Genomic DNA, 25155 nt, shown 5'->3' on the forward strand with positions numbered 1-25155 from the left:
GGGGCGGGCCCGCGCTCAGGCGCCCAGCGGGGTGGCCGCCCGGGCGAATCGGCTCTCCACCGGGTCGAGGCCGTAGTGGCCGCGCAGGGTGCTGGCGGTGTACTCGGTGCGGAACAGGCCGCGGTCCTGCAGGATCGGCACCACGCGGTCGACGAAGTCGGTGAGGCCGCCGGGCAGGTACGGCGGCATGATGTTGAAGCCGTCGGCCGCGCCGTGTTCGAACCAGGTCTGCAATTCGTCGGCGATCTGCTCGGGCGTGCCCGCGAAGGTCCGGTGGCCGCGGCCGCCGCCGAGCTTGCCGATGAGCTGGCGCACGGTCAGGTTCTCGCGTTCGGCCAGCTCCTTGACCAGGGTGAACCGGCTCTTGCCGCCCTCGATGGCGCTCTCCGGCGGCAGTGGCGGCAGCGGGGCGTCGAGCGCGTACTCGGTGAGGTCGACACCCAGTTGCGAGGACAGCTGGCGCAGCGCGTAGTCGGGGGAGATGAGGTCGGTGAATTCCTGTTCGAGCGCGACCGCCTCGGCGGTGGTGTCGGCGATGAAGGGCACCAGGCCCGGCAGCACCAGCAGCTCGTCCGCCGAGCGCCCGTACTTCGGCAGCCGCGACTTCAGGTCGCGGTAGAACCGCCGCCCCTCCTCGAGCGTGCGCTGGGCGGTGAACACCGCCTCGGCGTAGCGGGCCGCGAATTCCTTGCCGCTCTCCGAGGATCCGGCCTGCACCAGCAGCGGGCGGCCCTGCGGGCTGCGCGGCGCATTGAGCGGGCCGCGCACCCGGAACCGTTCGCCCGCGTGGTCGATGGTGTGCACCTTGGCGGGGTCGGCGAAGACGCCGGTCTCGGGATCGAGCACGATCGCCGAGGACTCCCAGCTGTCCCACAGTTTCAGCGCGACGTCGACGAATTCCCGCGCCCGCTGGTATCGCCGGGCGTGCTCGGGAATGGCGTCGTAGCCGAAATTGAAGGCCTCCTCCGCGTTGCCGGAGGTGACGATGTTCCAGCCCGCGCGGCCGCCGCTGATGTGGTCCAGCGAGGTGAACTTGCGAGCCAGGTTGAACGGCTCGTTGTAGGTGGTCGACGCGGTGGCGATGAGGCCGACCCGCGACGTGGCCGTGGCGATCGCGCTGAGCAGCGTGATCGGCTCGAAGATCGCCAGCGCGTTGCGCTCGATCCGCGGCCCGATCGCCAGCCCGTCGGCGAAGAACACCGAATCGAGCTTGCCGCGCTCGGCGATCCGGCCCAGCTCCTGGAAGTGCCGGACATCGAGCACCCGGTGCTGTTCGGTGCGCGGGTGCCGCCACGCCGCCTCGTGGTGCCCGACACCCATGAGGAACGCGTTGAGATGAAATGTCTTGCGAGACATCGGTTGTCTACCTTTACTGGTCGGCTCGCACGCGCCAGCGCGACAGCCGGCGCTCGAGGGTGACGAGAATCCCGTTGAACGCCAGGCCCACCAGCGAGATGGCGAGGATGCCGGCGTACATGTTCGGAATCTGGAAATTCTGCTGTGCCGCGGTGATCAGATAGCCGAGACCCGCACGGGCGCCGACCATTTCGGCGGCGATCAGCACCAGGATCGACGACGAGGCCGCCATCCGCAGGCCGGTGAAGATCGACGGCAGCGCCGCGGGCAGAATCACCTTCTGGAACAGCCGGAGCGGCGAGAAGCCCAGCGAGACAGCCGATTTGATCAGCAGCGGCTCCACCGTGCGCACACCGGTGATGGTGTTGAGCAGGATCGGGAAGAAGCTGGCGTAGACCACCAGCGCCACCTTCGAGGTCTCCCCGATGCCGAGCACCAGGATGAACACCGGCAGCAGCGCCAGCGCGGCGGTGTTGCGGAACAGCTCGAGGATCGGGTTGAGGAAGTCGGCCACCGGCTTGTACCAGGCGATCCCGATACCCACCGGCACGGCGGTGACCAGCGCGAGCGCGAAGCCGACCAGCGACCGGGTGAGGCTGGTCGAGACGTGCTCCCACATCTGCCCGGTGCGGACCAGTTCGGCGAACGCGTCGAGCACCACCGAGAACGGCGGCAGGAAGACCTCGTCCACCAGGCCGAACCGCGGCGCGGTCTCCCAGAACGCGAGGAACAGCGCGATCACCACGAGCGGCTTGGTCAGCCGCCAGCTCAGTCCGGCGACATTGCGCAGCAAGCGAATTCCGGTCGAGGGTCCGATCGCGGGTGTGTCGGCGGTCGGCGGACCGGGCGCGACCGTCGCGGTGAAGTCGATCGGCTGCTCGGCGTATCGAACGGCGCTAGACATGAGCGGGCCTCCGGTCGGTGTGGGTGGTGGTCAGCGCGGCGCGCTCGAGGCCCTGTGCCCGGCTCACCTCGGTTTGCAGCTGTTCCCAGATCAGGTGCCGGAACTCCCGGAACCGTTCGCTGGAACGCAGATCGGCGCCGGTGTCGCGGTCGAGATCGATGTCCACGACGGCCTTGATCCGGCCGGGCCGCGAGGTGAGCACGGCGACCCGCTGGCCGAGATACACCGCCTCGTCGATGCCGTGGGTGATGAACAGGATGGTCTTGCCGGTGGTGCGCCAGATGCGTAACAGCTCGTCCTGCAACGATTCCCGGGTCTGGGCGTCGAGCGCGGCGAACGGTTCGTCCATCAGCAGCACCTCGGGGTCGAAGGCCAGGCTGCGGGCGATGGCGACGCGCTGCTTCATGCCGCCGGACAGCTCGTGCGGGTACCGGTCGCCGAAACCGTCCAGCCCGACCAGGTTCAGGTAGTGCTCGGCGATCTCACGACGCTCGCGCCGCCGCACACCCTTTGCCTCCAAACCGAATTCGATGTTCGCCCGCGCGGTGCGCCACGGCAGCAGCGCGTACTGCTGGAACACGATGCCGCGGTCGAGACCGGGCCCGTGCACCGGCGTGCCGTCCAACAGGATCTGCCCGGCGCTGGGCTTGCTGAGCCCGCCGAGCAGGTCCAGCAGCGTGGACTTGCCCGAGCCGCTGGGCCCGACCAGCACCAGGAACTCGCCCTCGCGCAGGTCCAGGGTGACGTCCGCGAGCGCCGTGAACGGCTCCCGCGCGCCGCGGGCGGCGAACTGTTTGCGTACGCCCGTCAGCGAAAGCTTTGTCGTGCCGGTCATTTCGCCGCCACCGCCTCTCCGGTCGGTCCGCTCGTCGGCGCGTAGGTGCCGTTGGCGTAGGGGTTGTCCTTGTTCGTGTAGATGTCCTTGGCGGCGAGTTTTCCGGCGGGCAGTTCCCCGTTGCGCACCAGCCAGTCGATCCAGATCTGCAATTCGCGCTCGTCGACGACGCCGCCCGGCACGGGAATCCCGGAACTCTTCCAGTACTTCAGCAGATCGGTGTTCTCGTTGCGGCCGCGTTTGTGGATGATGTCGGCGAATCGGGTGAGCACCTGTTCGCGCGGGGTGAGCTGGAGCCAGCGGATCGCGCGCGCGGTGCCCTGCACGAAATCGCGCACGGCTTCGGGATGCTGCTTGATGTAGTCGTCGCGGAACACATAGGTTCCGTAGTCGAAGGTGCCGAAGAGGTCCTTGTCGGTGAACAGCGGATGCAGCCCGCCCCGCTCGACCGCGGTGTCACGGAACACGCTGCCCAGCGCGGCCACGTCGATCTGGCCCTTGCGCAGCGCGTCCTCGGTGTTCACCGGGGGCAGCACCACGAACTGCACCTGCTTGATCTCCTGCTCGCTCAGGCCCTGGCGGTGCAGCCATTCGCGGGTGATGAATTCGTGGTGCGCGCCGAGAGTGTTCACGCCGACCTTCTTGCCGATCAGGTCGCGGGCGGAGGTGATGCCGGCGTCGTCGCGCACGAAATAGCCGGTGAAGGACAATTCGTCGGCGCCGTACGAACCGAGCACCGAGGTGACCTGGGCGCCACCGGAAATGAGCTTCACGACCGCGCCGTTGAAGGCGCTGCCGAATTCGATCTGCCGGGTGGCGGCGGCCTGGATATTGGCGGGCCCGCTGGTGCTGTCGCTTTCCCAGTGCAGTTGGATCTTGTCGAAATAGCCGAGGTCGGCGGCCAGTTCGAAGGGCGCCACCTGCCCGGTCTGTCCCTGGTAGCGCAGCACGGCCTTGCCGTCCGCGCTGGTGCCGGGATCGGAACTGCCGCAGCCGGCCAGCAGGGCGACGACGGACGGCAGGGCGAGCGCGGCGGCGACTAGGCGCAACCGTGCGGATCTTCTCTTCTGGGACAACATTTCTCGGTCTTTCACTGAATACGCGCCGGGACGCCGCGGCGACGAGGGTCGCGAAAAGGGGCTACCTGAACGGGAAGTGGTGAAGTGCTCGGCGATGCCGGAAGCTCAGGCGCGACAGATGCCTTCGGCCGTACGCACGAAGTCGACCGTGCGGCGACGGGTGAGGGGGGTGGAAGTGATCATTCCGGAACCCTTCGGAGTAATGCTCGAACGGCAATGATCGTCGGTGATCACATGGTGGTGCAGGCCCGTCCGGTGCGGCAACGGCCTTTTCACAGTGTGGAAATCAGCGTGAGCCGAATTCGACCGGCAGGTCGGCGGCGGCCTGGAACAGCGGGCCGATGCGGTTGGCGATGCCGCGCATGGCGGGCACGATGCCGCGAACCAACTCCTCGTCGAGGCGCGCGGACCGCGCCTGCACGCCGATCGCGCCCCGCACCTGCCGGTCCGGGCCGACGATCGGGACCGCGACCGCGCGGATCGGGTCGTCGATCTCGAGGACCTCGACGGCGAATCCGTTGCGGCGCACCCGATCCAGCTGCGAGTGCAGCGCGCCGAGGTGATCGGGACCGGGGTCCGTGTGGGCGGCGCGGGTCTCCAGGACGGTGTGCGCGGGGGAGAACGCGAGCAACGCGTGCCCCACCGCGCTGTGCTGCAACGGGCGCCGCGCGGGCGGAACCTGGTTGGGGCAGAAGAAGACCGGCGGCCGGGCCTGGAACACCGAGACCGCGTCCCGGTCGTCCACCATGCTCACGCTGACGGTGATCCGGATCCCGGCCGCCAGCGCGTAGAGGTGCGGCGCGGCGGAATCCAGGCCCAGCCGCGACATCGCCGGCCGCGCCAGCGACGCCAGCCCGTGCCCGATCCGGTACCGGTCGGTGGCCGGGTCCTGCTCCAGCAGCCGTCCCCGCACCAGCGCCTGCGCGAGCCGGTGCGTGGTGCTCACCGGCAACCCCGCCAGCTGCGCCAGCTCACTGACCGACAGCTCGGGATCCTCGCCCTCGAAGCAGTTCAGCACGTGTACGGCGCGGTCGACGGCCCGCGCGCCCGACCGTGGTTCCTCGGTGGCCATATCCAGCTCCCGTCCATGCCGAGAATCGACGTGCACGCACTATGACGGACCCGGTGACCTGCGGCAATGATTGCGCGCAGGCAGAGCCGTGGTCGGCGGACTCGTGCTGCGGTGTGATTGCTGCTCGTCGGGCACCCGCCCGAGGCGATGATTTCCCGCTGGTGGGAATGGGGTCGCCTGTGACGCTCGAAGTTTGCCTAGAGTTGGGGCGCATACCAACCGGTACGCACGCTCGGATACACGGCCCCGGGGACTCTTCGCGACCGGGGCCACCGGGCCTTTCGCGAGCGTGCAGGCGGGCTGCACAGAATCCCTCTGATCGTAAGGATTCTCGCGACGATCGCCGCTGCCCATGATGGGAATGCGGGGGTGGTCGAAGCGAGGGCGGCATGTACGACATCCGACGTCTGATCCTGTTGCGCGACCTGGCGGAGCACACCACCATGACGGCCGTGTCGGAGCTGCACGGCATCACCACTTCGGCTGTGTCCCAACAGCTGCGCATCCTCGAGGAGGAGGTCGGCGCGGTGCTGACCAGGCGGGAGGGCCGGGTGCTGCGGCTGACCCACGCCGGTCGCGTGCTCGTCGACCACACCGCGCGGATCGTCGCGGCGCTGGAGGAGGCCGAGAGCGCGGTGGCCGCCACCGACGCGGCGGTCACCGGCGTGCTTACCCTGGCGACCTTCCGCACCGCGCTGTCGCAGCTGGCGCTGCCCGCGACCGCCCGGCTGCGGGCCGAGTATCCGGGCCTGCGGGTGCGGCTGGTGAACATGAGGCCGGTGGACTCGGTGCCGGCCGTGCGCCAGCAGGACGTGGATCTCGCTGTGACGTACTCGTATTCGTTCCGCGCCCGCGATCTGCCGCTCGGCCTCGGCTCGCAGTACCTGGTGAGCGACCCGCTGGTGCTGCTGGCCCCGCCGCCGCTGCGCGAGCGAATCGCCCAGCAGGGCCTCGCCGCCGTCCGCGACGCCGACTGGATCGCCGCCCGCGACGGCGCACCCTCCATCGTCTCGGTTGTATTCGCCTGCCGCGAAGCGGGTTTCGCCCCGCGGATCGAACACCGCGCCGGCAGCTTCGCCGCCATGGCCGAAATGGTCGACCACGGCCTGGGCGTGACCATCGTCCCGGAAATGTCGGTCCCCACCCGCCACCGCCACCTGATCACCTCGACCATCACCGACGGCTCCCGCCGAATCGGCGTCACCTACCGCCAAGCTTCGCTGGAACGCCCCGCGATAGCGGCGGCCATCTCCGCACTGCGCAACGTCGCGGGTCCGGAGCGGATCGCTTCGTGACTCCCCGCACTCAGGCCTCGGTTTCGCTAAGCGGAGGGATCGGCGACCAATTCCGCCCAGACCGTTTTGCCGTCGTCGTCGCGGAGGCAGCCCCAGGCGGCGGACATCTGGTCTATCAGGAGTAGGCCCAGGCCGCCGGAGTCGTCGGCGGGGCGGATGTGAGGGAGGTCGGGGGAGCTGTCGGTTACCTCGATGAGGAGGCGGGGCTCGGGGGAGAGGGTGACCGTGCAGGTGCGCGGGGGGAGGCCGTGGCGCAGCGCGTTGCTGACCAGTTCGTCGGCGACCTGGATGGCGTCGGCTACCGGGAGGCCGGGGACTCGCGGGCCGCGGTCACCGTCGAGCAGGGCTTGGAGTCGGCTGCGCAGTTGGGCGGGCGTGATCGCGTCGAGGTCCAGACAGCAGAGTTGCTCGCCCGCGCTCGACAATCGTCCGTGCCTCCGTCCGCCCGGCGCGGCACCGCCGGATCGGGTCTCGTTTCGCAACGCCACATCCTCGAAATACCCGCGTCACCGGTCGCTATGCACGGTAGCGCGCTTACATCGTAAACTCTCCGGCGGACGGCACCTCTCGTCGGGATCGGCTGGAGCGCCGGCTTCGTGGACTAGGGACACGGCGGCGGCGGATCGCTGTGCGATGGAAGGACTGTAAGCCGATGCTTTCTCGGGACCATGGCGTGACCGCCGTCGGCACCGACGGTGTTCTCGCTCGGTCGGCCGGCGCGGGCACAGTGTGGGATGTGCAGGAACCGCTGGTGTTGCTCGTCGAGGACGATCCGGGCGACGCGCTCCTGGTCGAGGAGCTGGCGTCGGAGACCTCGCCGCGGCTGCGGCTGCTGTGGGTGCGCACCCTGGCCGAGGCCGAGCAGCAACTCTCGGCCACCCTGCCCGACTGCGTGCTGCTGGACCTGCACCTGCCCGACGCCGACGGCCTGCAGGGCCTGGCACGGGTGCGGGAGTACGCCGACGAGGTCGCCGTGGTCGTGCTCACGGGCTTGGCCGACGAGCAGGCGGGCCTGGCCGCGGTCGCCGCCGGCGCCCAGGACTATCTGGCCAAGGGCCGCACGGAACCGGAACTGCTGGGCCGGGCCGTGCGCTACGCCATCCAGCGCAAGCAGACCGAGCGCGCGACGGCCGCACTGCGCACCCGGGAGATGCAGGCCCGCGAGAACGCCCGCCTGGAACGCGGCCTGCTGCCGACGCCGTTGCTGCGCGACGGCGGCGAACTCGAGGTGGTCTCGCGGTACCGGTCCGGCCGGTCCAGCGGACTGCTGGGCGGCGACTTCTACGACGTGGTCCAGTCCGCCGACGGCGCGGTGCACGCGGTCGTCGGCGACGTCTGCGGGCACGGCCCGGACGAGGCGGCGCTGGGCGTCGCGCTGCGCATCGCCTGGCGCACGCTGGTGCTGGCGGGCACGACCGGTGCCGAATTACTGCCCCTGCTCGAACAGGTCCTGCTGGCCGAGCGCACCGGCGACGACGTCTTCGCGACGCTGACCATGGTGACCCTGCCGCCCGACCGGGCGACGGTGCGGCTGGTGCGGGCCGGGCATCCCGGCCTGCTGCGGCACACCGCCGGGACGGTCGAGTGGCTGGAGGTGCCCGGCGGCGCGGCGCTCGGCCTGCTGCCGGGCCGGCTCGACTGGCCGGTGCACGACCTGCCGCTGCCGCCCGACGCCGGACTGATGTTGTTCACCGACGGCCTGTTCGAGGGCCACACCGGTGCGGGAGACGAAAGATTGGGTGAGGAAGGCCTGTTGGACATCGCACGTGCCGCGGCCGGACTGGCGCCGGCCGCCTTCGTCGACGAACTGATCGCCCGCGCCGAGGCGCTGGCCGAGGAGCGCGGCGGCCTGGCCGACGACGTGGCCGCGGTCTACCTGCGCTGGAACGACGCGACGGACGAGCCGCGATGACCCGGCCCGAGACGGATCGGACGGTCGTCGGCAAGCTGACCGTGCAGCGCTGGTTCTATCTCGTGCTGGCCAGCATGGTGCTGCTGGTGATCCTCGCCACCGTGATCGGCGCGCGGCTGCTGCACCAGACCGGCGACGTCACCGACCGCCTGCTCGACCGCACCCAGCCCGCCGCCACCGAGGCCTACCGGCTGCAAGCCGCGCTCGTGGACCAGGAGACCGGGGTGCGCGGCTACGCGCTCACGGCGAACCCGCAGTTCCTCGAGCCGTACGCGCAGGGTCGGCAGGACGAGGCCCGCGCCGCCCAGCGCCTGCGCGAGCTGATCGGCGACCAGCCGGGTCCCGCCGCCGACCTGGACGCCGTCGAACAGGCGGCGCTGCGGTGGCGCACCGGCTACGCCGACCCGCTGGTGGCGAACGTCACCGCGAATTCCGCGCCGATCCTCGACCGCGCCGCCGTCGCGGCCGGGAAACCGGCGTTCGATCAACTCCGCGCGCTGTCGGACGAGCAGAGCAACGCGCTGGCCGCCGCGATCCGCGCCGACCGCGACGAACTCGCGCACTCCCGCACGATCCGCGACAGCATCCTGGCCGGCATGGTGGCGGCCTTCCTCCTGGCCGGCGTGGTCCTGGCGGTGCTGATCCGCCGGCTGGTCACGCGCCCGCTGAGCTACCTGCAAAAGTCGACCAGGCGCGTCGCGGGCGGCGAATTCGACCACCGCATCACCGCGCACGGCCCCGCCGACCTGGCCACGGTGGCCGAGGCGGTGGAGGAGATGCGCCGCCGGATCGTCACCGAGCTCGGCGCGGCGCGCGCGCAGGAGGCGGTGCTCCAGCAGCAGGCCGCCGAACTCGACGAGCAGGCCATCGAATTGCGGCGCTCCAACGCCGAACTCGAGCAGTTCGCCTACGTGGCCTCGCACGACCTGCAGGAACCGCTGCGCAAGGTGGCGTCGTTCTGCCAGCTGCTGGAGAAGCGATACGGTGACAAATTCGACGAGCGCGGCCTGCAGTACCTCACCTTCGCGGTGGACGGCGCGCGGCGCATGCAGGTCCTCATCAACGACCTGCTGACCTTCTCCCGGGTCGGGCGGCTCGGTGAGGACAAGGTCGTCGTCGACCTGAACACCGTGCTGGACCGGGCGCTGGACAACCTCGGCGCCGCGATCGAGGAATCGGGCGCGGTGGTGGAGCGGCCGCCGCACCTGCCCGAGGTGCTCGCCGCCCCGACCCTGCTGATCATGTTGTGGCAGAACCTGATCGGCAACGCCGTCAAATTCCGCCATCCCGACCGGCCGCCGGTCGTGCGGATCGGCTGCGAGCGCGAGGTGGCCGAGGACGGCGCCGAGACCTGGCTGTTCCGCGTGGCCGACAACGGCATCGGCATTCCGGACGAGTTCAGCGAGAAGGTCTTCGTGATATTCCAGCGGCTGCACGGCCGCGACGAATACGGTGGAACCGGAATCGGATTGGCACTGTGCAAGAAGATCGTCGAGTACCACGGCGGCCGGATCTGGCTCGACACCGACCACGACGAGGGCACCGAGCTGTCGTTCACCCTGCCCGCGCTCACCGAACCCGACCCGGTCGCGCCGACCGTGGCAGAAGGAGCATCCGCATGACCATCGCCGGCCAGCCCATCGACGTCCTGCTGGTCGAGGACGATCCGGGCGATGAACTGATGACCCGGGAAGCGTTCGCGGACAACAAGATCGGCAACACCCTGCACGTCACCCGCGACGGCGAGGAGGCGCTGGACTTCCTGTACCGCCGCGGCGAGTTCGCCGACGCGCCGCGCCCGGACCTCATCCTGCTCGACCTCAACCTGCCCAAGTACGACGGCCGCCAGGTGCTGGCCACCATCAAATCCGACGCCGAACTCGCCCACATCCCGGTGGTGGTGCTGACCACGTCGGCGGCCGAGGAGGACATCCTGCGCAGCTACAAGCTGCACGCGAACGCCTACGTCACCAAGCCCGTCGACCTCGACCAGTTCATCGCCGCGATCAAGCAGATCGACGAATTCTTCGTGCAGGTCGTCCGGTTGCCGCGCCTGCCCAACCAGATCGGCCCGGCGCGCTGAACTCACTGGGTGAGGAAGCCCTCGAGCCGGTCGAGCAGCGCCTCGAGGGCGTCCTCGAATTCGCTCACGGAATGGTCCTGCGCCAGCATCGGCTGTAGCCGCCGCAGGTGCGGGTAGTCCGACAGATCCTGCTCGTCCGTCCGCGTCGAGTCGCCCAGCGGCGGGCCCGGCTGCCGCGCCGAGACCTCGAGCAGCAGCTGCCCGAGCAGGAACGTGGTGTAGGACCGGTAGGCCGCGACCGCCGCGGCGTCGTCGAAACCGTAGGACAGCAACGTGTCCAGGAACGTCTCCATCCACCGCAGGCTGCGCAGCGGCGGCCGGACCCACGGCGCCTCGGGGGCCCGCGTGGCCACCAGCGGAAACAGTTCGGGATGGTCCAGCGCGATCTGCCGCACCCCGTGCGCGAGCCGGACCAGGAAGTCCTGCCATCCGTCCTCCTGGCGGCGGGCGGCGAGCTGGTCGGTGCGCAACTCGTCGACGAGGTGGTCGACGATGCCGCTGAGCAGGTCCTCGCGGCTGTGCACGTAGCGGTACAGCGCCATCGCCTCGACGCCGCACTCCGCGCCGAGCCGGCGCATGGTCAATTTGCTCAAGCCCTCGCGATCGACGAGGTCGATGGCCAGCTCCAGGATCGACCTGCGGCTGAGCGGCGCGCGGGGCGTGTCCGGCGCCGGTTCGGCCACACGGTCGTCATGGTGTTCGCCCACCGGGACTTCCCCTCGTTGCTCGCGTGTTGAAGCAAGACCTCGGCCAGGATATTGCACGGGTGACGGACCAATATTCGCGGAGAGGTGAGCTAGCTGCACGCCTGTCGGGGATACAACGTAAACTGCAGCCGTGACTGAGAGTGGACCGGAGTCGAATCAGGGAACGTCCGCGCACGAGAGCGGGACGCGCATTCGTATCGCGGCCGACGCGTCGGGCAAGGCGACAGTGCTGCGGGTCAGCGGTGAGATCGACATCATCACCGCCCCGACGCTGCGGGAGGCGATCGAGAACACGTGGAACAGCGACGGGGACAGCCCCGCGACGATCGTCGACCTGACCTCGGTGACGTTCCTGGCCTCGGCCGGCCTGGCCGCCCTCGCGGCGTGCACCCGGTCCGCGCCCGAGGGCGCCCGGCTGTGGGTGGTGGCCGACAAGCCGGCGACCGCGCGTCCGATCACGGTCACCGGCCTGACGGAACTGCTCAACCTGTGCACCACGGTGGACGAGGCGCTGGCCGCGGTGTGACCCGCGGTCAGTCCTGCGTCGCCTGCTCCCGCAGTTTCTTCAGTGTCTTCGACAGCAGCCGCGACACGTGCATCTGCGAGCAGCCGAGCTGATCGGCGATCTGCTGCTGCGTCATCGAGCGGTAGAAGCGCATGGACAGGATCCGGCGCTCGTGGTCCGACAGCGCCGCCAGCAGCGGCTTGACGGCCAGGTAGTCGTCCACGGTCTCGAACTGCGGTTCCTCGGCTCCCAGCGCGTCCAGCAGGGACGACCCGGCCGCGGAGCCGTCGTCGCCCTCCTCGGCGGCGTCGAGCGAACTGGCCTGGTACCCGTTGCGCGCGATCAGTGCCTGGGTGACCTCGGCCATGTCGACGCCGAGTTCCTCCGCGATCTCCCGGGCATTGGGCGCGCGGCCCAGCCGGTGGGTGAGCGTGTCGGTCACCGGGCCCAGCTTGACGTGGATCTCCTTGAGCCGCCGCGGGACGCGCACCGCCCAGGTGTAGTCGCGGAAGTGCCGGCGGACCTCGCCCATGATGGTCGGCACCGCGTAGCCGAGGAAGGTCGCGCCGTACTGGGGATCGAACCGGTCGACGGCCGCGATCAGGCCGACCCGGGCGATCTGCAGCAGGTCCTCGAAGCTCTCGCCGCGGCCGGAGAACTTGCGCGCGATGTGCTCGGCCACCGGCAGGCAGCGGGAGATGATCGTCTCGCGCAGCACCCGGCGCTGCGGATCGTCGGGGTCGAGCGCGGCGAGCTGCTGGAACAGCGGCTCGATATCGTCGTAACTGTCACGCTTGCGCCGGGCGGGCGGCGTGGTGGCCTCACCGCTCATCGACGGCCGCCGCGGTCCAGCTGAATTCGACAGTCGTGTGGTGTCCGCTTCGTGCGGGCTCGAAGGGGCCGACGGTGGTCTCCAGGCCGTCGGTCAGGGTCGAGACGATGTGCCAGCCCAGGCTGGTGGGGTCGGGCCCGCTGTCGGTCACGGTGACGACCGACATCCGCACGCTCAGCGACCCGTCGCCGTAACCGAACGAGCAGTCCAGATCGGACCCGTCGACGGCGTCCTGCACGAGGGCGGTCGCGACCTCCTCCACGGCCAGCCGCAGGTCGACGACCTTGTCGATCCCGAACTCGGCGAACAGCGCGACCGTCTCGGCCACCGCGCGCAGCATGGGCAGCTCCTCGAAGTCGGCCCGGACGCGGACGTCGATGCCGCGGGGGTGGGCCGGGGGCCGGGAAGTACTGTCGCCCAGATCCATTCGTGAACTCCTGTCGTGTTCCGAGGTACGAGACTACCGGTCGGCCAAGCGCCGGGCCTGCCCGCGGAACCGCGCCCGGAGCCGGCGCTCGTATCCGGCCGCGAACAGCCAGTACGCCACGACCACGGCCGCCGCGGCCGCGCCGACCGCCGCCGTCGACACCGGCACCACCCACGTCAGGTCCGAACTCACGCCGACCTCTCCTTCACGCTGTCCATGCAGTAGTTCACGACGGCCGGTCGACCGTCGTGAACTACATAGACAGGGAGAAAATTCTCAAACAGGTGTTCTTCGGCGGCGTGCGGGTTAAGGGGTACTGGAACGACCGTGTAGGCAATCTTGCCGATCGCAATCGGTGGCAGGCCGCGCTCCCCGACGTACCGTGACCGGTGGCTCTTCGTGCCGAGGAACAGGGGATGGTCATCATGACAACCGTTGCAGCGCAGGCCGTTCCGGCCGAGACGACGATCGCGGTCCAGCCGCTGTCCGGCTATACCGGCGCCGAGATATCGGGTGTGGACCTGGCCGGGGAACTGTCCGACGCGGTGATCGCCGACATTCGGCGGGCGCTGCTGAAATGCTGGCACACCGATGCCACCGCGCTGATCAATCCGCCGTCGTTCTCCATTCTCCGCGCCGACATCCTGCCGCCCTACGGCGGCGACACGGCGTGGACGAATCTCGTCGCGGCCTACGAGAACCTGCCCGCGCCGGTGCGCGAGTTCGCGGACACCCTCGATGCCGAGTACACCGTCCGATTCCGCTGGCAGCCGGGCAGCGTGGCGTTCTGGGACAACCGGGCCACCGCGCACCTGGCCATCCCCGACGCGGGGCATCTCGGCCACGACCGGGTGCTGTACCGGGTCACCCTGGAGGGCGACGTCCCGCAGGGCGTGGACGGGCGCCGCTCGGAATCGGTCGAGGGCGAGCCGTTCTACGGCTCCTGATGCGCATGTCCCGGAAAACCTGTCAGGAGCGGAACGATGAGTGAAACGTGGCAGACCGCCACCGATGTGCTGGTGATCGGCGGCGGCCCGGCCGCCTGCTGGGCGGCGATCCACGCCCGGGCGGCGGGCGCCGAGGTGATCCTGGTCGACAAGGGCTACTGCGGGACCAGCGGCGCGACCGCGCCCGCGGGTACCGGAGTCTGGTACGTCGCCCCCGATCCGGCCGCCCGCGCGCGGGCGAAGGCCGGGCGGGAGGCGCTGGGCGGCTATCTCGCCGACCACCGGTGGATGGACCGGGTCCTCGACCAGACCTACGTCAACATGGAACGCCTTGCGACGGAAGGGCGTTACCCGTTCCCCGTCGACCCGGCCACCGGGCGGCAGGTCCGCACCGGCGTGCAGGGCCCGGAGTACATGCGCCGGATGCGGGCCTGGGTGCAGCGGTCCGGCGTGCGGATCCTGGATCATTCCCCCGCGCTGGAGCTGCTGGTCGACGCCGACGGCGTGGTGCGCGGCGCGGCGGGTCACCAGCGGCAGGCCGATCGCGACTATCGCGTCGCCGCCGGTGCGGTGGTGCTCGCCAGCGGCGGCTGTGCCTTCCTCTCGCGGGCGCTGGGCACCAACGTCGACACCGGGGACGGCGCCCTGATGGCCGCCGAGGTGGGCGCGAGCTTCTCCGGGATGGAGTTCTCCAACGCCTACGCGATCGTGCCGAAGGGCGCCACCATCACCAAGACCGCCTACTACGGGTACGCCACCTTCTTCCATGAGGACGGCCGCGTGCTCGAGGGCGCGGGATCGACGAAGGGGCGCTCGGTCATCGCGCGAACCCTGTTGTCGGAGAAGGTGTTCGCGCAGCTGGACCGGGCGGACGCCACCGTGCGGGCGCAGATGCGGCTGGGGCAGCCGAACTTCTTCCTGCAGTTCGATCGCCGCGGCGTCGACCCGTTCACCGACCGGTTCGAGGTCGACCTGCTCGCCGAAGGCACCGTGCGCGGGACCGGCGGCATCGACGTCGTGGACGAGGACTGCGCCACCACGGTGCCCGGCCTGTACGCCGCGGGTGACGCCGCGACGCGCGAACGCATCTGCGGTGGATTCACCGGTGGCGGCAGCCATAATTCGGCGTGGGCGATGTCGTCGGGAACGTGGGCCGGCGGCGGCGCGGCTCGCTTCGCGCTGCGGTCCGGGCGGCCGGAGCACACGGGCCTGCGCGGTGCCGGGCGCACGGGATTGCGACCGGCGGGCGCGGTGCGACTGTCCGCCGCGGATGTGCTGGCGGCCGCGCAGAGCGAGCTGATCCCGTTCGAGAAGAACTATCTGCGCCACGGTGATCGGATCCGCCCCGCGCTGGCGGCGCTGGACCTGTTGTGGCACAACGCCGCCGCGGGACTGGGCGGAGCGACCGGCGACGAACGGATCCGTGCCCGGCAAGCCGCGGCGATCACCGCGGTCGGCCGGCTCATGTATCGGTCGGCCCTGCGGCGCACCGAGACTCGCGGGATGAGCAAGCGTGCCGACTATCCCGGCCTGGATCCCGCCCAGCACCACCACATCCTGTCCGGCGGCCTCGACGAGGTGTGGACGGCGACCGCGCCCGCGGACAACAGCGCCCTGGCGGTGGCCTCGTGATCGAACTGCTGCGGGCCGGCGACTGCATCGGCTGCGACAAGTGCGTCGACGTGTGCCCCACCAACGTCTTCGACCGCACGAACTCCGGAATCCCGCTCATCGCAAGGCAATCCGACTGCCAGACGTGCTTCATGTGCGAGGCGTACTGCCCCGCCGACGCACTGTACGTCGCCCCGGACGCGACGCCCCTGTCCGCCCACGACACCATCCCCGAGGAACACATCGGCCGCTACCGCGAAAAACTCGGCTGGGGCCGCGGCCGCAGACCCGGCAGCCTGGTAGCCCTCGGCCCCACCCTGCCCCACGGCACGCTCCCACCCCGGCTCACCGAAAGCTGATCCGCCGCACCGGATCTCGCTTACCGCGGTGCGTCCGTCCGTCCTGTCCACTGCGGCAACAAATCTCGCTCACGGCGCAGGAAGTCGGCAAAGGTGGTGGGTGGGCGGCCGGTGAGGTCCCGGACGGTCGAGGTGGTGGCGGCGAGGGTGCCCGTCGCCACCTCGGCGTAGAGCGCTGCCACGTCCGTGGCGAAGGCGGCGGGGAGGCCCTGGCCGATCAGCTTGTCCGCGAAGTCCTTCGGGGACAGGTCGAGGTATCGCACCGGCCTGCCGAGCGCCTCGGACAGCTGCGCCGCGATCTCGGCGTGCGTGAGCGCTTCGGGGCCGGTCAGCACGTACCGTTGCCGGCCGCCGCGCTCCGTGCCGAGCAGGGCGGCGGCCACGGCGGCGATGTCGGCGCAGTCGATGTAGGACACGCGAGCCTGCCCGTAGGCGCCCAGCAGGTCGCCGTCGCTGGTGAAAGTGCCCGCGCCGGTGCGGAAGTTCTGCATGTAGCCGCTCGGCTGCAGGATCGACCAGTCCAGCCCGGACGCCTCGAGCCGCGCTTCGATCTCGCCGTGCGCGCCTTCCGCCAGCAGCCCGCCGACGCGCGCGTGCCACACCGACACCTTCACCACCCGCCGGACCCCCGCCCGCACCGCCGCGTCGAGCACGGTGGTCTCCCGCGCGATCATCGGCTGCGGCCCCGTAGTCGGTACCGCGCCCGGTGAACACAGGAACACGTCGTCCGCCCCCGACAGCGCGGCGTCGATCGAGCCGGGATCGTCGAAATCGCCGACCACGAATTCGCAGTCCAGCGACCGCCCGCGCGCGGGATCGCGCACCAACGCGCGGAACGGCAGGTCCCGGTGCCGCAGCTCGCGCACCAGATGACGTCCGATGGTGCCGGTGGCACCCGTGACCAGGATCATCGCCTACTCCTTCTAAAATCGAGGCACCCTCGAAATATAACTCGAGGGTGCCTCGACTTAGAAGGGTTCGTGATGGGTGAGAGCGAAACTCCGACTCGCAGGCGTCCGCGCGCCGACGCGCGCCGCAACCGCGCGGCGCTGCTGGCGGCGGCCGAGGAGGTCTTCGGCGCGGGTGGCGCCGACGCTCCGCTGGAGCACGTGGCACGGCGGGCCGGGGTGGGCATCGGCACGCTCTACGGGCATTTCCCCACGCGCCGCGCGCTCATCGCGGCGCTGCTGGCCGAACGCAACGAGGCGCTCTTCGCGCACGGTGACCGTCTGCTCGCCGCACCGCCCACCCTCGATGCCGTGGCCGACTGGGTGCGTTCGGTGGTCGAGCACGCGGCCACCTATCGCGGGCTGGCGGTCGTCCTCGTGCAGAGCCTCGACGACGGCGGCAGCGAACTGCACGAGTCCTGCCGGCGGATGAACGCGATCGGCGAAGAGCTGGTCGCCCGCGCGGGGGAGGCGGCGGCCATCGGGTCCGACGTCACCGCCGCCGACGTGTTCACCCTCGTCAACGCCGCGGCGTGGACTCGCGAGCACGCCGGTGCCGAGCAGGCCGAACGGCTTATCACCCTCACCCTGAACGGGTTACGTGCCTGATCGTTCGGTCATCTTTACTTGTATGGCGACAAAATTGAACTCATGGGTTAAATTTGGCGCATGAGCCGAATTGTGGTCGTGGGCGGTACCGACGGGATGGGGCGTGCGGTCGCGCTGGAACGGGTGGGGCGGGGCGACGAAGTCGTGGTGGTGGGGCGTGACCCGGCGAAGGGGCGGGCGTTCCTCGCGGCGGCCGGTGCCCTGGGTGGGGCGGAGCGCGCGCATTTCGTTGCGGCGGAGTTGAGTTCGGTCGCCGCCACGCGGGCGGCCGTCGGCGAGATCCGCGCGCGATTCGACTCGCTCGACGCGCTGCTGCTGTTCGCCCGGCACTTCCGGTCCGAGCGACTGGTCACCGACGAAGGGTTCGAGTACACCTTCGCGCTGTTCTATCTGAGCCGATTCGTCCTCTGCTACGGCCTGGTCGACCTGCTGGACCGGGCCGAGCGTCCGGTGATCGTCAATGTGGCGGGGCCGGGCAGCGGCACGGGCGCGATCCGCTGGGACGATCTGGGCGGTGCCCGCGACTACGACGGGATGCGCGCGCTCACGCAGGGCGGTCAGCTCAACGACCTGCTCGGTGTGCGGTTCGCGCGGCGGCGGGCGGCGGCGAAGGTGCGCTACGTGCTGCTGCACCCGGGAGTGGTGAACACCGCCCTGTCCGGGGACTACGACGAGCGAATGACCGCGGAGATCGAAAAGCTGCGCCGCACAGCGCAATCGGTGGACGAGGCCGTCGTGCCGATCCTGCGCGTACTCGACGACCCGCCCGCCGCACCCCTCACCGCGATCGTGCGGGGGCAGCCACTGGACGTGCACGGCCCCGCCTTCGACACCGAGGCAGCCGACCGCCTGCACACCGAGACGGTGCGGCTGCTCGGCGCGCTCCAGCCGGCCGCACCCGGCGTCGCCCCGGACCGGCTGCGCCAGGTCCTCGACAGCCCGGTCTTCGCCACGGTGGCGACCGTGCAGCCCGACGGCGGCCCGCACCAGTCGGTGGTGTGGGTGCTGCGCGACGGCGACGACGTGCTGTTCGCCGTCGCCGCGGGCAGCCGCAAGGAGCGCAACCTGCGCCGCGACCCCCGGGTGAGCGTGCTGCTCAGCCCGCCGGAAGCGCCCTACACCTACGCCGCCGTCCACGGCACCGCGACCCTCGAAACCGAAGGGGCACAAGACCTGCGCGATCGCCTCGCCCTGAAATACACCGGGCAGAAATACGCCGACCACAACCCCGAAGCCGCGGCCCTGAACGAACACCTCGACATGGTGACCGTCCGCGTCACCCCGCAGCGTGTGGTCGGCCGCCTGTAACTCGCTCGGACTCAGGGCACGGGCACGGGGGCGAAGCGGCTCTGCGGGCGGGGGAGCCCGAAGTGGTCGCGCAGGGTGGTGCCGGTGTACTCGGTGCGGAAGAGCTTGCGGCGCTGGAGGATCGGAACCACGGTCTCGGTGAAGACCTCGAGGCCGCCGGGGTAGTAGGGCGGCATGATGTTGAAGCCGTCGGCCGCGCCGTTGCGGAACCACTCCTCGAGGGTGTCGGCGACCTGCTCGGGCGTGCCCGCGAACACCCGGTGCCCGCGCGCGCCCGCCAGGCGGTGCAGCAGGCCGCGCAGGGTGGGCCGCTCCCGCCGCACGATGCCCGCCACCACCTGCCGGCGACTGGCGGCGTTGTCGGTGACATCGCCCGCGTCGGCGAACAATTCGACCGGCACGGGTTCGTCGAGCGGCAGGTGCCGCAGGCTCTCTCCGGCGATGTTCTCGAGTTGCCCGAGCCCGTAGTCCGGCACGGTGAGTTCGTTGAACTCCCGCTCCAGCCGTTTCGCCGCCGCCTCGGTGCCCGCGATGAACGGGCTGATGCCGGGCAGGATCCGCACGTGCTCGGGATCGCGCCCGAATCCGTGTGCGCGGCGCTTGATGTCGGAGTAGAACGCCTGGGCGTCCGCGAGCCGCTGGTGCGCGGTGAAGATCGCCTCCGCGTACCGGGCGGCGAAGGCGCGCCCGTCGTTGGAGGCGCCGGCCTGCACCAGCACCGGGTAACCCTGTGGGGTGCGGGCGGATTGGAACGGGCCGCGCACGCGCAGGTGCTCGCCCGCGAAGTCGACACGGTGGATCTTGTCGGGATCGGCGTACCGTCCCGCGGCGCGGTCGAGCAGGATCGCGTCGTCCTCCCAGCTGTCCCACAGCGCGACGACGGCGTCCACGAACTCCCGGGCGCGGGCGTAGCGCTCGGCGTGCCCCGGATGCTTGTCGAGGCCGAAATTCGCTGCGGCCGAATCGGTTCCGGTGGTCACGATGTTCCAGCCGGCGCGGCCGCCGGAGATGTGGTCCAGCGAGGAGAACAGCCGGGCCAGATTGTAGGGCTCGTAGTAGGTGGTGGAGGCCGTGGCGATCAGGCCGAGATGCTTTGTCGCAGCGGCGATCGCGGTGAGCAGCGTGATCGGCTCCAGCCCGGGCGCGGCGTTGTACCGCACGTCGGTCCGCAGCGCCGGGCCGTCGGCGAAGAAGACGGCGTCGAGTTTGGCGGCCTCGGCGGTGCGGCCGATCTCCTGGTAGTAGGTGACGTCGTAGATGCGGTCGGCCCGGCTGTCGGGGTGCCGCCAGGCCGCCTCGTGATGACCGGCGGGGTAGATGAACGCGTTGAGGTGCAGCTGTCGTTCGCTCATGCCGGGATGCCCGCCTCCGTGACCGTGGGGTGTGCTTCGAGGGTGTCCGCCGGGGCGGTGACGCCGAGGCTGGTCAGCAGCGCCTCCCGGTGCCGGGCGAAGCCGGCGTCGCTGTGCCGGCGCGGGCGCGGCAGATCGATGCGCCGGTCCACGGCGATGCGGCCGTCGTCGAGCACCAGCACCCGGTCGGCCAGCAGGACGGCCTCGTCGACGTCGTGGGTGACCAGCAGCACCGCGGGGGTGTGCCGGGCGCAGAGGTCCTGCAGCAGCCCGTGCATCCGGATGCGGGTCAGCGCGTCCAGTGCGCCGAAGGGTTCGTCGGCCAGCAGCAGCGCGGGCTCGCGCACCAGCGACCGCGCCAACGCCACCCGCTGCTGCTCGCCGCCGGAAAGCTCCTTGGGCCAAGCCTTCTCGCGCCCGGCCAGGCCGACCTCCGCCAGCGCGGCGCGGCCCCGATCCCGCGCGCCGGCACCGCGCAGGCCGAGAATCACGTTGTCCAGCACGCGTTCCCACGGCAGCAGTCGCGAATCCTGAAACACCACCGCGCGATTCGCGGGCACCTCCAGCTCGCCCGAGCCGTCGACGTCGGAATCGAGTTCGGCCAGCGCGCGCAGCAGCGTGCTCTTGCCGGAGCCGCTGCGGCCCAGCAGTGCCACGAACTCGCCGCGGGCGATGTCGATGGCGATGTCGCGCAGGATGATTCGGTCGCCGAAGCGGCGGGTCAGGTCGCGGGTGCGCACCACCGTCAGTCCGCCAGTGTCTGCCGCCATCGCAGCGCCCTCCGTTCCACCAGTCGCACGGCCAGGTCGCCGAACAGGCCGAGCAGCCCGTAGATCACCAGGCCGACCACGATGACGTCGATCTGCCCGTAGGTGCGCGCCTGCGTCATCAGATAACCGATGCCGCTGGTGGCGTTGACCTGTTCGACCACCACCAGGGCGAGCCACGAGATCGTCACCGCCAGCCGCAATCCGGTGAAGAACCCAGGCAGCGACCCGGGCAGCGCGACCCGGCGGACGAACTCCCAGCGCGACAGTCCCACCGTCTGCGCGAGCTCGACGTAGCGGGCGTCGACGCTGCGCAGCTGCGCGTGCGTGTTGATGTAGATCGGGATCAGCACGCTCATCACGATGACGAGGATCTTCATCTGCTCGCCGATGCCGAACCACACGATGAACAACGGGATCAGCGCGAGGGTGGGAATGGCCCGCTTGATCTGGATCGGCCCGTCCACCAGCGCCTCGCCGAGCCGGCTCAGGCCCGCGACCAGCGCCAGCACCAGCCCCACCAGCACGCCGATGACCAGGCCGAACACCGCGCGCTGCAGCGAGGTGAGCAGGTTCGACTGCAGCCGGCCGTCGGCGAGCAGATCTCCGGCCGTCCGCGCCACCGTCCACGGCGCGGGCAGCGTCTCCGGATCCAGCCGTCCGGTCGCCGAGCCGAGCACCCACGCGGCCACGAGCAGCAGCGGCCCGAGCGCGATGCCGAACGGAATCGGTTTGCCCGGACCGAGTTTCGGGCGCTTGGCCCGCCGCGCGCCGCCGGCCTCGGGGCGGCGTCGGACGCGGTCGAGCACACCGGCGTCGAGGACGGCCATCACTTGCCTCCCGCTCCGAACGAGGCGCCGATCTCGGTCACCGTCTGCGTGACGACCTGGTCGAAGCGCAGGTCGAACCCGTCCGCGGCGCGCACCTTCTTCGGCAGCTCGCCCGCCTTGTCGATGACGTCGATGGTGGCCTGCTGCCGGTCGACGAGCTGCTGGTCCAGATGCGGGAAGGTGTAGACGCCCAGCGAATCGATGATGCGTTTCGCGTCGTCCGCGCTGACCTTCTGGCTCTCGACGTAGTACTTGCGCGCCCACTCGTCCTGATGCAGGTTCGACCAGTGCTGGGCGCGGATGAACGCGGCGACGAGGGCGCGGGTGGCCGCGGCCTTCGCCGGGTCCCGCACCACGGCCCGCCGCGCGTACAGGTAGCCCACACCGCCGTAGATGCCGGCGGTTTCGGAATCGGGCAGCACGGACGCGCCGGGCGTGCGCAGCAGCCGGGTCACGTTCGGCTCGATCAGGGGCGCGACATCGACCTGACCGGTGCGCACCGCGTCCAGGAATTCGCTGAGCTGCAAGCGCACCAGCTGCACGTCGGAGGTGCCGAGACCGGCCTTCGCCACCGCGCGCAGCACGCCCGCCTGCTGGGCCGTGCCCTCCGCGTAGGCGATCTTCCTGCCCTTCAGATCGGCGAGCTTGGTGATCGAACGGCCCGGCGCCACAGCGAGTTTCAGCGCCAGCGGATCGGTCTGGTAGGCGCCGACGATCGGCACGTCCTGACCGGCGGCGAGGGCGTGGATGGGCGGCACGTCGCCGACCTGCGCGACGTCGGCCGCGCCGCCGCGGAAGGCCTCGAGCACGGCCGGACCGCCGATGAAGTTGGCGAATTCCACCGTGAACGGCAGCTTGTCCAGTTCGCCCGAGGCCCGCAGCCAGGTCTGCACCCGCTCCTGCTGGTCGGCTACGACGAGCTTGGTGCCCGCCGGGATCTCGGTGGGGAGGGGGCCGTCGGGGCCGCGGGTCGGGTGGTCGTTCCGGTCGGCGCAGCCGGCCAGCGCACCGGCGACGGCGACGGTGGCGAGCAGCAGCGCCGTCGTCCGGCCGAACGGGAACCGGGACCTGCGCAGGTGAAGCATGCGCACAGTGAACAGGGCGAAACGGGCGCGAAAAAGGGTAGTGCGCCGGATGATTCAAACCCTGGGCAGTCGGCCGCGCGAGCGGGATAGTGACCCTTGCCACACTCGGTACGTCGGCGTACCGTGAGCGGTACACAAACGTACCGCGCTGGGAGGGTCGCATATGACCACGGTGAAACTGCCCGACGGACCGCGCTCGCCGGCCCTCGTGCAAGGTGTGGAGATCTTGGCCGGCCGGACCCGCGCGTGGCGGCGCCTGCGCGACCGCTACGGCTCGGCGTTCACCGTGCACGTCCCCAGATTCGGCCGGATGGTGGTGCTGTCCGATCCCGCCGAGGTGAAGGCGCTGTTCACCGCCGGCACCGACGTGGTGGACAACGGCGATGTGAATCTCGGCGAATTCCTCGGGCCGCAGTCGCTGTTCGCGCTGACCGGCGCGGGCCACCGCCGGCATCGCAAGCTGCTCGCGCCGCCGTTCCACGGCCGCCGGCTGTCGGTGTACGAGGCGCTGGTCGAGGAGGAGGCGGTCCGCGAAATGGCGTCGTGGCCGACCGGCCGGGAATTCGCCACCATGGACTCGATGATGCGGATCACGCTGAACGTGATCCTGCGCGCCGTATTCGGCGCCGAGGGTGCGGAGTTCGAGCGCCTGCGCACCCTGCTGCCGAAGCTGGTGCTGGTCGCGTCCGCGCTGGCGGCCGTGCCGGTGCCGCGAAAGTTCCTGGGGCGCTTCGGTCCCTGGGCCAGGTTCGCGCGGTACCGCGGCGAGTACGACGCCCTCGTCGGCCGGTTGATCGACCGCGCGAGCGGCGATCCCGCGCTCGCGGACCGCGACGACGTCTTGGCGATGCTGCTGCGATCGCGTTACGACGACGGCTCGGTGCTCACCCGCGAAGAGATCGCCGACGAACTGCTGGCCCTGCTGACCGCCGGGCACGAGACGACCGCCGCCACCCTGGCCTGGACCGTGGAGCGCCTGCGCCGGCACCCGGACGTGTTGCGGCGCTTGGTGTCCGAGGTGGACGAGGGCGGGTCGGTGCTGCGCGAGGCCACGCTGCTCGAGGTGCAGCGGGTGCGGCCGGTCGTCGACATCACCGGGCGCAGCGTGCTCGTCGACTCGCTGACGCTGGGGCGCTGGACGCTGCCGAAGGGCCAGGGCGTGCTGGTCAGCATGCGGCTGATGCACGAGAACGAGGAGTTGTACACCGACGCGCGCGCGTTCGTCCCCGACCGGTTCGTCGGCGCCCGCCCCGGCACGTTCTCCTGGATCCCGTTCGGCGGCGGCGCCCGCCGCTGCATCGGCGCGGCCTTCGCGACCATGGAGATGAACGTCGTCCTGCGCACCCTGCTGCGCGATTTCACCCTCGAGCCGACCGACGCACCGGACGAGCGCACCCACTTCCGCGGCGTCGCACTGGTTCCGGCTGGAAAAGGCAAGGCCGTCGTACACCGCCGCGCCCCCCGCCCGGCCACCTCCGACACCACCGCCCACTCGGCCGAGCTGTCCGCGTGACCGAGCGCCGCCCGACCGCGGCACCCGGCACGGACTCCGGTGGCGCCACCGGTTGAGGCGCGGCGGCAGCGACGCCTCGCAGTGCCGGCCGACCCTCCGGAACGAGGTAGCACGGCGTGTGGTTCGGCCGGGCCGGGGTTCGTGTCGAGGTCGCGCTGTGCGGAGGGCCGGGCGCGGGAAACTAGGGTGGTGGTCGTGACCCGTGCCGAATCCGCCGCCGCCGCGCCGGCCGCCGAGTTCCGGCGGCGGCTGCTCGACGGGATGGCGCGGGCGGTGCGCGAGCGCGGGTACCGCGAGGCCACGGTGGCCGACGTGGTGCGCTATGCCCGCACCTCGCGCCGGACGTTCTACGAGCACTTCGCCGGGAAGCAGGACTGTTTCATCGCGCTGCTGGCCGAGCGCAACAGCGACACGATCCGGCAGATCTACGCCGCGGTCGATCCGGCCGCGCCGTGGCGGCTGCAGATCCGGCAGGCGATCGAGGCGTGGATCGCCTCCTCCCAGCACGACCCCTCGGTCACGCTCGCGTGGATCCGCGACACCCCCGCCCTCGGCGAGAGCGGCCGCCGACTGCACCGCGAGACCGGCGAGGCCTTCATCACCCTGATCCAGAACCTCACCGCCACACCGGAATTCCAATCCGACGAGCTGCACCCCCCGTCGCGCCGCACCGCGACCATCCTCTACGGCGGCTACCGGGAACTGATCGCCTCCACGGTCGAGGACGGCGGCGACATCGCCGAAATCATCGACGTCGCAGTCGAAACCGCGATCGCCCTCATCGGCCCGCGCGGCGCCTAGGAGCGCGGAACGCCACCCG

27 protein-coding genes are annotated in these 25155 nt (G+C 70.7%); 12 read left to right on the forward strand and 15 right to left on the reverse strand.

All coding sequences use genetic code 11. The annotated features are described in order from the left end of the window. Nucleotides 1–15: 15 nt before the first annotated feature. From IU476_RS10255 to IU476_RS10275, 5 genes are all read right to left on the reverse strand, one after another. A complete protein-coding gene (locus IU476_RS10255; RefSeq protein WP_195098961.1) occupies nt 16–1356 on the reverse strand; it encodes an LLM class flavin-dependent oxidoreductase in 1341 nt (446 codons plus the stop codon). Nucleotides 1357–1369: 13 nt separating this feature from the next. Then, nucleotides 1370–2260 (reverse strand): ABC transporter permease, encoded by an 891-nt coding sequence (locus IU476_RS10260; RefSeq protein WP_195098963.1) that lies wholly within the window; start codon nt 2258–2260, stop codon nt 1370–1372. Then, nucleotides 2253–3095: an ABC transporter ATP-binding protein gene (locus IU476_RS10265; protein WP_195098965.1), complete on the reverse strand. Its 843-nt coding sequence runs from the start codon at nt 3093–3095 to the stop codon at nt 2253–2255. Before IU476_RS10265 ends, IU476_RS10260 begins: the two co-directional genes overlap by 8 nt. Further along, nucleotides 3092–4174: an ABC transporter substrate-binding protein gene (locus IU476_RS10270; protein ID WP_195098967.1), complete on the reverse strand. Its 1083-nt coding sequence runs from the start codon at nt 4172–4174 to the stop codon at nt 3092–3094. Before IU476_RS10270 ends, IU476_RS10265 begins: the two co-directional genes overlap by 4 nt. Before the next feature lie 286 nt (nt 4175–4460). Next, the gene (locus tag IU476_RS10275; RefSeq protein ID WP_195098969.1) at nt 4461–5246 is read right to left on the reverse strand and encodes an IclR family transcriptional regulator; all 786 of its coding nucleotides are present in this window, start codon (nt 5244–5246) and stop codon (nt 4461–4463) included. A gap of 389 nt (nt 5247–5635) precedes the next feature. Between IU476_RS10275 and IU476_RS10280 the strand changes: the two genes are divergently transcribed. Next, on the forward strand, nt 5636–6541 hold the full coding sequence (locus IU476_RS10280; protein WP_195098970.1) for a LysR substrate-binding domain-containing protein: 906 nt from the start codon (nt 5636–5638) through the stop codon (nt 6539–6541). A 26-nt stretch (nt 6542–6567) separates the two neighbouring features. Here the strand turns inward: IU476_RS10280 and IU476_RS10285 are convergent, their stop codons facing one another. Beyond that, nucleotides 6568–6966, reverse strand: a complete 399-nt coding sequence (locus IU476_RS10285; protein ID WP_195098971.1) for an ATP-binding protein — start codon at nt 6964–6966, stop codon at nt 6568–6570. A 227-nt stretch (nt 6967–7193) separates the two neighbouring features. On the opposite strand from IU476_RS10285, the gene IU476_RS10290 reads away from it, so the two are divergent. The 3 genes from IU476_RS10290 to IU476_RS10300 are packed head-to-tail and all read left to right on the forward strand — an operon-like array spanning nt 7194 to nt 10536. Beyond that, the gene (locus IU476_RS10290; RefSeq protein WP_195098972.1) at nt 7194–8453 is read left to right on the forward strand and encodes a PP2C family protein-serine/threonine phosphatase; all 1260 of its coding nucleotides are present in this window, start codon (nt 7194–7196) and stop codon (nt 8451–8453) included. Beyond that, the gene (locus tag IU476_RS10295) at nt 8450–10075 is read left to right on the forward strand and encodes a sensor histidine kinase (RefSeq protein ID WP_195098973.1); all 1626 of its coding nucleotides are present in this window, start codon (nt 8450–8452) and stop codon (nt 10073–10075) included. Before IU476_RS10290 ends, IU476_RS10295 begins: the two co-directional genes overlap by 4 nt. After that, nucleotides 10072–10536, forward strand: coding sequence for a response regulator (locus IU476_RS10300; RefSeq protein ID WP_195098974.1), 465 nt, complete (start codon nt 10072–10074; stop codon nt 10534–10536). The genes IU476_RS10295 and IU476_RS10300 overlap by 4 nt, the downstream gene beginning before the upstream one ends. Nucleotides 10537–10538: 2 nt before the next feature. Here the strand turns inward: IU476_RS10300 and IU476_RS10305 are convergent, their stop codons facing one another. After that, nucleotides 10539–11243 carry a TetR/AcrR family transcriptional regulator gene (locus tag IU476_RS10305; RefSeq protein ID WP_195098975.1) on the reverse strand — a complete coding sequence of 235 codons (705 nt, stop codon included), beginning with the start codon at nt 11241–11243 and terminating at the stop codon, nt 10539–10541. 130 nt (nt 11244–11373) lie between these two features. On the opposite strand from IU476_RS10305, the gene IU476_RS10310 reads away from it, so the two are divergent. Next, nucleotides 11374–11769 carry an STAS domain-containing protein gene (locus IU476_RS10310; RefSeq protein WP_324193987.1) on the forward strand — a complete coding sequence of 132 codons (396 nt, stop codon included), beginning with the start codon at nt 11374–11376 and terminating at the stop codon, nt 11767–11769. A 7-nt stretch (nt 11770–11776) separates the two neighbouring features. Here IU476_RS10310 and IU476_RS10315 read toward each other — a convergent pair whose 3' ends face one another. From IU476_RS10315 to IU476_RS10325, 3 genes are read right to left on the reverse strand one after another with little or no spacing between them, the layout of a single operon-like run. Next, nucleotides 11777–12580, reverse strand: coding sequence for an RNA polymerase sigma factor SigF (locus IU476_RS10315; RefSeq protein WP_195098976.1), 804 nt, complete (start codon nt 12578–12580; stop codon nt 11777–11779). Beyond that, nucleotides 12570–13007, reverse strand: coding sequence for an ATP-binding protein (locus tag IU476_RS10320; protein WP_195098977.1), 438 nt, complete (start codon nt 13005–13007; stop codon nt 12570–12572). The genes IU476_RS10315 and IU476_RS10320 overlap by 11 nt, the downstream gene beginning before the upstream one ends. A gap of 33 nt (nt 13008–13040) precedes the next feature. After that, nucleotides 13041–13199, reverse strand: coding sequence for a hypothetical protein (locus IU476_RS10325; RefSeq protein WP_195098978.1), 159 nt, complete (start codon nt 13197–13199; stop codon nt 13041–13043). Nucleotides 13200–13432: 233 nt separating this feature from the next. Here IU476_RS10325 and IU476_RS10330 point away from each other — a divergent pair, with 233 nt between their 5' ends. From IU476_RS10330 to IU476_RS10340, 3 genes are read left to right on the forward strand one after another with little or no spacing between them, the layout of a single operon-like run. Beyond that, on the forward strand, nt 13433–13954 hold the full coding sequence (locus IU476_RS10330) for a TauD/TfdA dioxygenase family protein (RefSeq protein ID WP_195098982.1): 522 nt from the start codon (nt 13433–13435) through the stop codon (nt 13952–13954). Nucleotides 13955–13990: 36 nt separating this feature from the next. Continuing rightward, nucleotides 13991–15586 (forward strand): FAD-binding protein, encoded by a 1596-nt coding sequence (locus IU476_RS10335; protein ID WP_195098983.1) that lies wholly within the window; start codon nt 13991–13993, stop codon nt 15584–15586. Further along, nucleotides 15583–15924, forward strand: a complete 342-nt coding sequence (locus IU476_RS10340) for a 4Fe-4S dicluster domain-containing protein (RefSeq protein WP_195098984.1) — start codon at nt 15583–15585, stop codon at nt 15922–15924. The genes IU476_RS10335 and IU476_RS10340 overlap by 4 nt, the downstream gene beginning before the upstream one ends. A gap of 20 nt (nt 15925–15944) precedes the next feature. On the opposite strand, the gene IU476_RS10345 is transcribed toward IU476_RS10340, so the two are convergent. After that, entirely contained in the window at nt 15945–16835 is an 891-nt protein-coding gene (locus tag IU476_RS10345) for an SDR family oxidoreductase (protein ID WP_195098985.1), read from the reverse strand. A 72-nt stretch (nt 16836–16907) separates the two neighbouring features. Here IU476_RS10345 and IU476_RS10350 point away from each other — a divergent pair, with 72 nt between their 5' ends. Beyond that, nucleotides 16908–17480 carry a TetR/AcrR family transcriptional regulator gene (locus IU476_RS10350; protein WP_195098986.1) on the forward strand — a complete coding sequence of 191 codons (573 nt, stop codon included), beginning with the start codon at nt 16908–16910 and terminating at the stop codon, nt 17478–17480. A 60-nt stretch (nt 17481–17540) separates the two neighbouring features. Beyond that, nucleotides 17541–18788 carry a TIGR03618 family F420-dependent PPOX class oxidoreductase gene (locus IU476_RS10355; protein WP_195098987.1) on the forward strand — a complete coding sequence of 416 codons (1248 nt, stop codon included), beginning with the start codon at nt 17541–17543 and terminating at the stop codon, nt 18786–18788. An 11-nt stretch (nt 18789–18799) separates the two neighbouring features. Here IU476_RS10355 and IU476_RS10360 read toward each other — a convergent pair whose 3' ends face one another. Genes IU476_RS10360 through IU476_RS10375 form a run of 4 tightly spaced genes read right to left on the reverse strand, consistent with a single transcriptional unit; the run spans nt 18800 to nt 22822 of the window. Then, complete coding sequence (locus IU476_RS10360) at nt 18800–20140, reverse strand: LLM class flavin-dependent oxidoreductase (protein WP_195098988.1); 1341 nt, start codon at nt 20138–20140, stop codon at nt 18800–18802. Continuing rightward, nucleotides 20137–20910 (reverse strand): ABC transporter ATP-binding protein, encoded by a 774-nt coding sequence (locus tag IU476_RS10365; RefSeq protein ID WP_195098990.1) that lies wholly within the window; start codon nt 20908–20910, stop codon nt 20137–20139. Before IU476_RS10365 ends, IU476_RS10360 begins: the two co-directional genes overlap by 4 nt. After that, on the reverse strand, nt 20886–21737 hold the full coding sequence (locus IU476_RS10370) for an ABC transporter permease (RefSeq protein WP_195098992.1): 852 nt from the start codon (nt 21735–21737) through the stop codon (nt 20886–20888). The genes IU476_RS10365 and IU476_RS10370 overlap by 25 nt, the downstream gene beginning before the upstream one ends. Further along, on the reverse strand, nt 21737–22822 hold the full coding sequence (locus tag IU476_RS10375) for an ABC transporter substrate-binding protein (RefSeq protein ID WP_195098994.1): 1086 nt from the start codon (nt 22820–22822) through the stop codon (nt 21737–21739). Before IU476_RS10375 ends, IU476_RS10370 begins: the two co-directional genes overlap by 1 nt. Before the next feature lie 163 nt (nt 22823–22985). On the opposite strand from IU476_RS10375, the gene IU476_RS10380 reads away from it, so the two are divergent. Continuing rightward, nucleotides 22986–24335, forward strand: a complete 1350-nt coding sequence (locus tag IU476_RS10380) for a cytochrome P450 (RefSeq protein WP_195098996.1) — start codon at nt 22986–22988, stop codon at nt 24333–24335. 195 nt (nt 24336–24530) lie between these two features. Further along, nucleotides 24531–25136 (forward strand): TetR/AcrR family transcriptional regulator, encoded by a 606-nt coding sequence (locus IU476_RS10385; protein ID WP_324193988.1) that lies wholly within the window; start codon nt 24531–24533, stop codon nt 25134–25136. Nucleotides 25137–25155 lie beyond the last annotated feature (19 nt).

The sequence above is a fragment of the Nocardia blacklockiae genome (assembly GCF_015477355.1).
Taxonomy (GTDB): Bacteria; Actinomycetota; Actinomycetes; order Mycobacteriales; family Mycobacteriaceae; genus Nocardia; species Nocardia blacklockiae.

What these genes read in the sequence shown, in the direction of transcription:
- IU476_RS10365 (WP_195098990.1), bottom strand. Translation starts at nt 20,910, where the DNA reads ATGGCGGCAGACACTGGCGGACTGACGGTGGTGCGCACCCGCGACCTG.
- IU476_RS10360 (WP_195098988.1), bottom strand. Translation starts at nt 20,140, where the DNA reads ATGAGCGAACGACAGCTGCACCTCAACGCGTTCATCTACCCCGCCGGT.
- IU476_RS10295 (WP_195098973.1), top strand. Translation starts at nt 8,450, where the DNA reads ATGACCCGGCCCGAGACGGATCGGACGGTCGTCGGCAAGCTGACCGTG.
- IU476_RS10320 (WP_195098977.1), bottom strand. Translation starts at nt 13,007, where the DNA reads ATGGATCTGGGCGACAGTACTTCCCGGCCCCCGGCCCACCCCCGCGGC.
- IU476_RS10280 (WP_195098970.1), top strand. Translation starts at nt 5,636, where the DNA reads ATGTACGACATCCGACGTCTGATCCTGTTGCGCGACCTGGCGGAGCAC.
- IU476_RS10380 (WP_195098996.1), top strand. Translation starts at nt 22,986, where the DNA reads ATGACCACGGTGAAACTGCCCGACGGACCGCGCTCGCCGGCCCTCGTG.
- IU476_RS10335 (WP_195098983.1), top strand. Translation starts at nt 13,991, where the DNA reads ATGAGTGAAACGTGGCAGACCGCCACCGATGTGCTGGTGATCGGCGGC.
- IU476_RS10370 (WP_195098992.1), bottom strand. Translation starts at nt 21,737, where the DNA reads ATGGCCGTCCTCGACGCCGGTGTGCTCGACCGCGTCCGACGCCGCCCC.
- IU476_RS10345 (WP_195098985.1), bottom strand. Translation starts at nt 16,835, where the DNA reads ATGATCCTGGTCACGGGTGCCACCGGCACCATCGGACGTCATCTGGTG.
- IU476_RS10375 (WP_195098994.1), bottom strand. Translation starts at nt 22,822, where the DNA reads ATGCTTCACCTGCGCAGGTCCCGGTTCCCGTTCGGCCGGACGACGGCG.
- IU476_RS10290 (WP_195098972.1), top strand. Translation starts at nt 7,194, where the DNA reads ATGCTTTCTCGGGACCATGGCGTGACCGCCGTCGGCACCGACGGTGTT.
- IU476_RS10265 (WP_195098965.1), bottom strand. Translation starts at nt 3,095, where the DNA reads ATGACCGGCACGACAAAGCTTTCGCTGACGGGCGTACGCAAACAGTTC.
- IU476_RS10275 (WP_195098969.1), bottom strand. Translation starts at nt 5,246, where the DNA reads ATGGCCACCGAGGAACCACGGTCGGGCGCGCGGGCCGTCGACCGCGCC.
- IU476_RS10255 (WP_195098961.1), bottom strand. Translation starts at nt 1,356, where the DNA reads ATGTCTCGCAAGACATTTCATCTCAACGCGTTCCTCATGGGTGTCGGG.
- IU476_RS10350 (WP_195098986.1), top strand. Translation starts at nt 16,908, where the DNA reads ATGGGTGAGAGCGAAACTCCGACTCGCAGGCGTCCGCGCGCCGACGCG.
- IU476_RS10330 (WP_195098982.1), top strand. Translation starts at nt 13,433, where the DNA reads ATGACAACCGTTGCAGCGCAGGCCGTTCCGGCCGAGACGACGATCGCG.
- IU476_RS10260 (WP_195098963.1), bottom strand. Translation starts at nt 2,260, where the DNA reads ATGTCTAGCGCCGTTCGATACGCCGAGCAGCCGATCGACTTCACCGCG.
- IU476_RS10355 (WP_195098987.1), top strand. Translation starts at nt 17,541, where the DNA reads ATGAGCCGAATTGTGGTCGTGGGCGGTACCGACGGGATGGGGCGTGCG.
- IU476_RS10270 (WP_195098967.1), bottom strand. Translation starts at nt 4,174, where the DNA reads ATGTTGTCCCAGAAGAGAAGATCCGCACGGTTGCGCCTAGTCGCCGCC.
- IU476_RS10315 (WP_195098976.1), bottom strand. Translation starts at nt 12,580, where the DNA reads ATGAGCGGTGAGGCCACCACGCCGCCCGCCCGGCGCAAGCGTGACAGT.
- IU476_RS10300 (WP_195098974.1), top strand. Translation starts at nt 10,072, where the DNA reads ATGACCATCGCCGGCCAGCCCATCGACGTCCTGCTGGTCGAGGACGAT.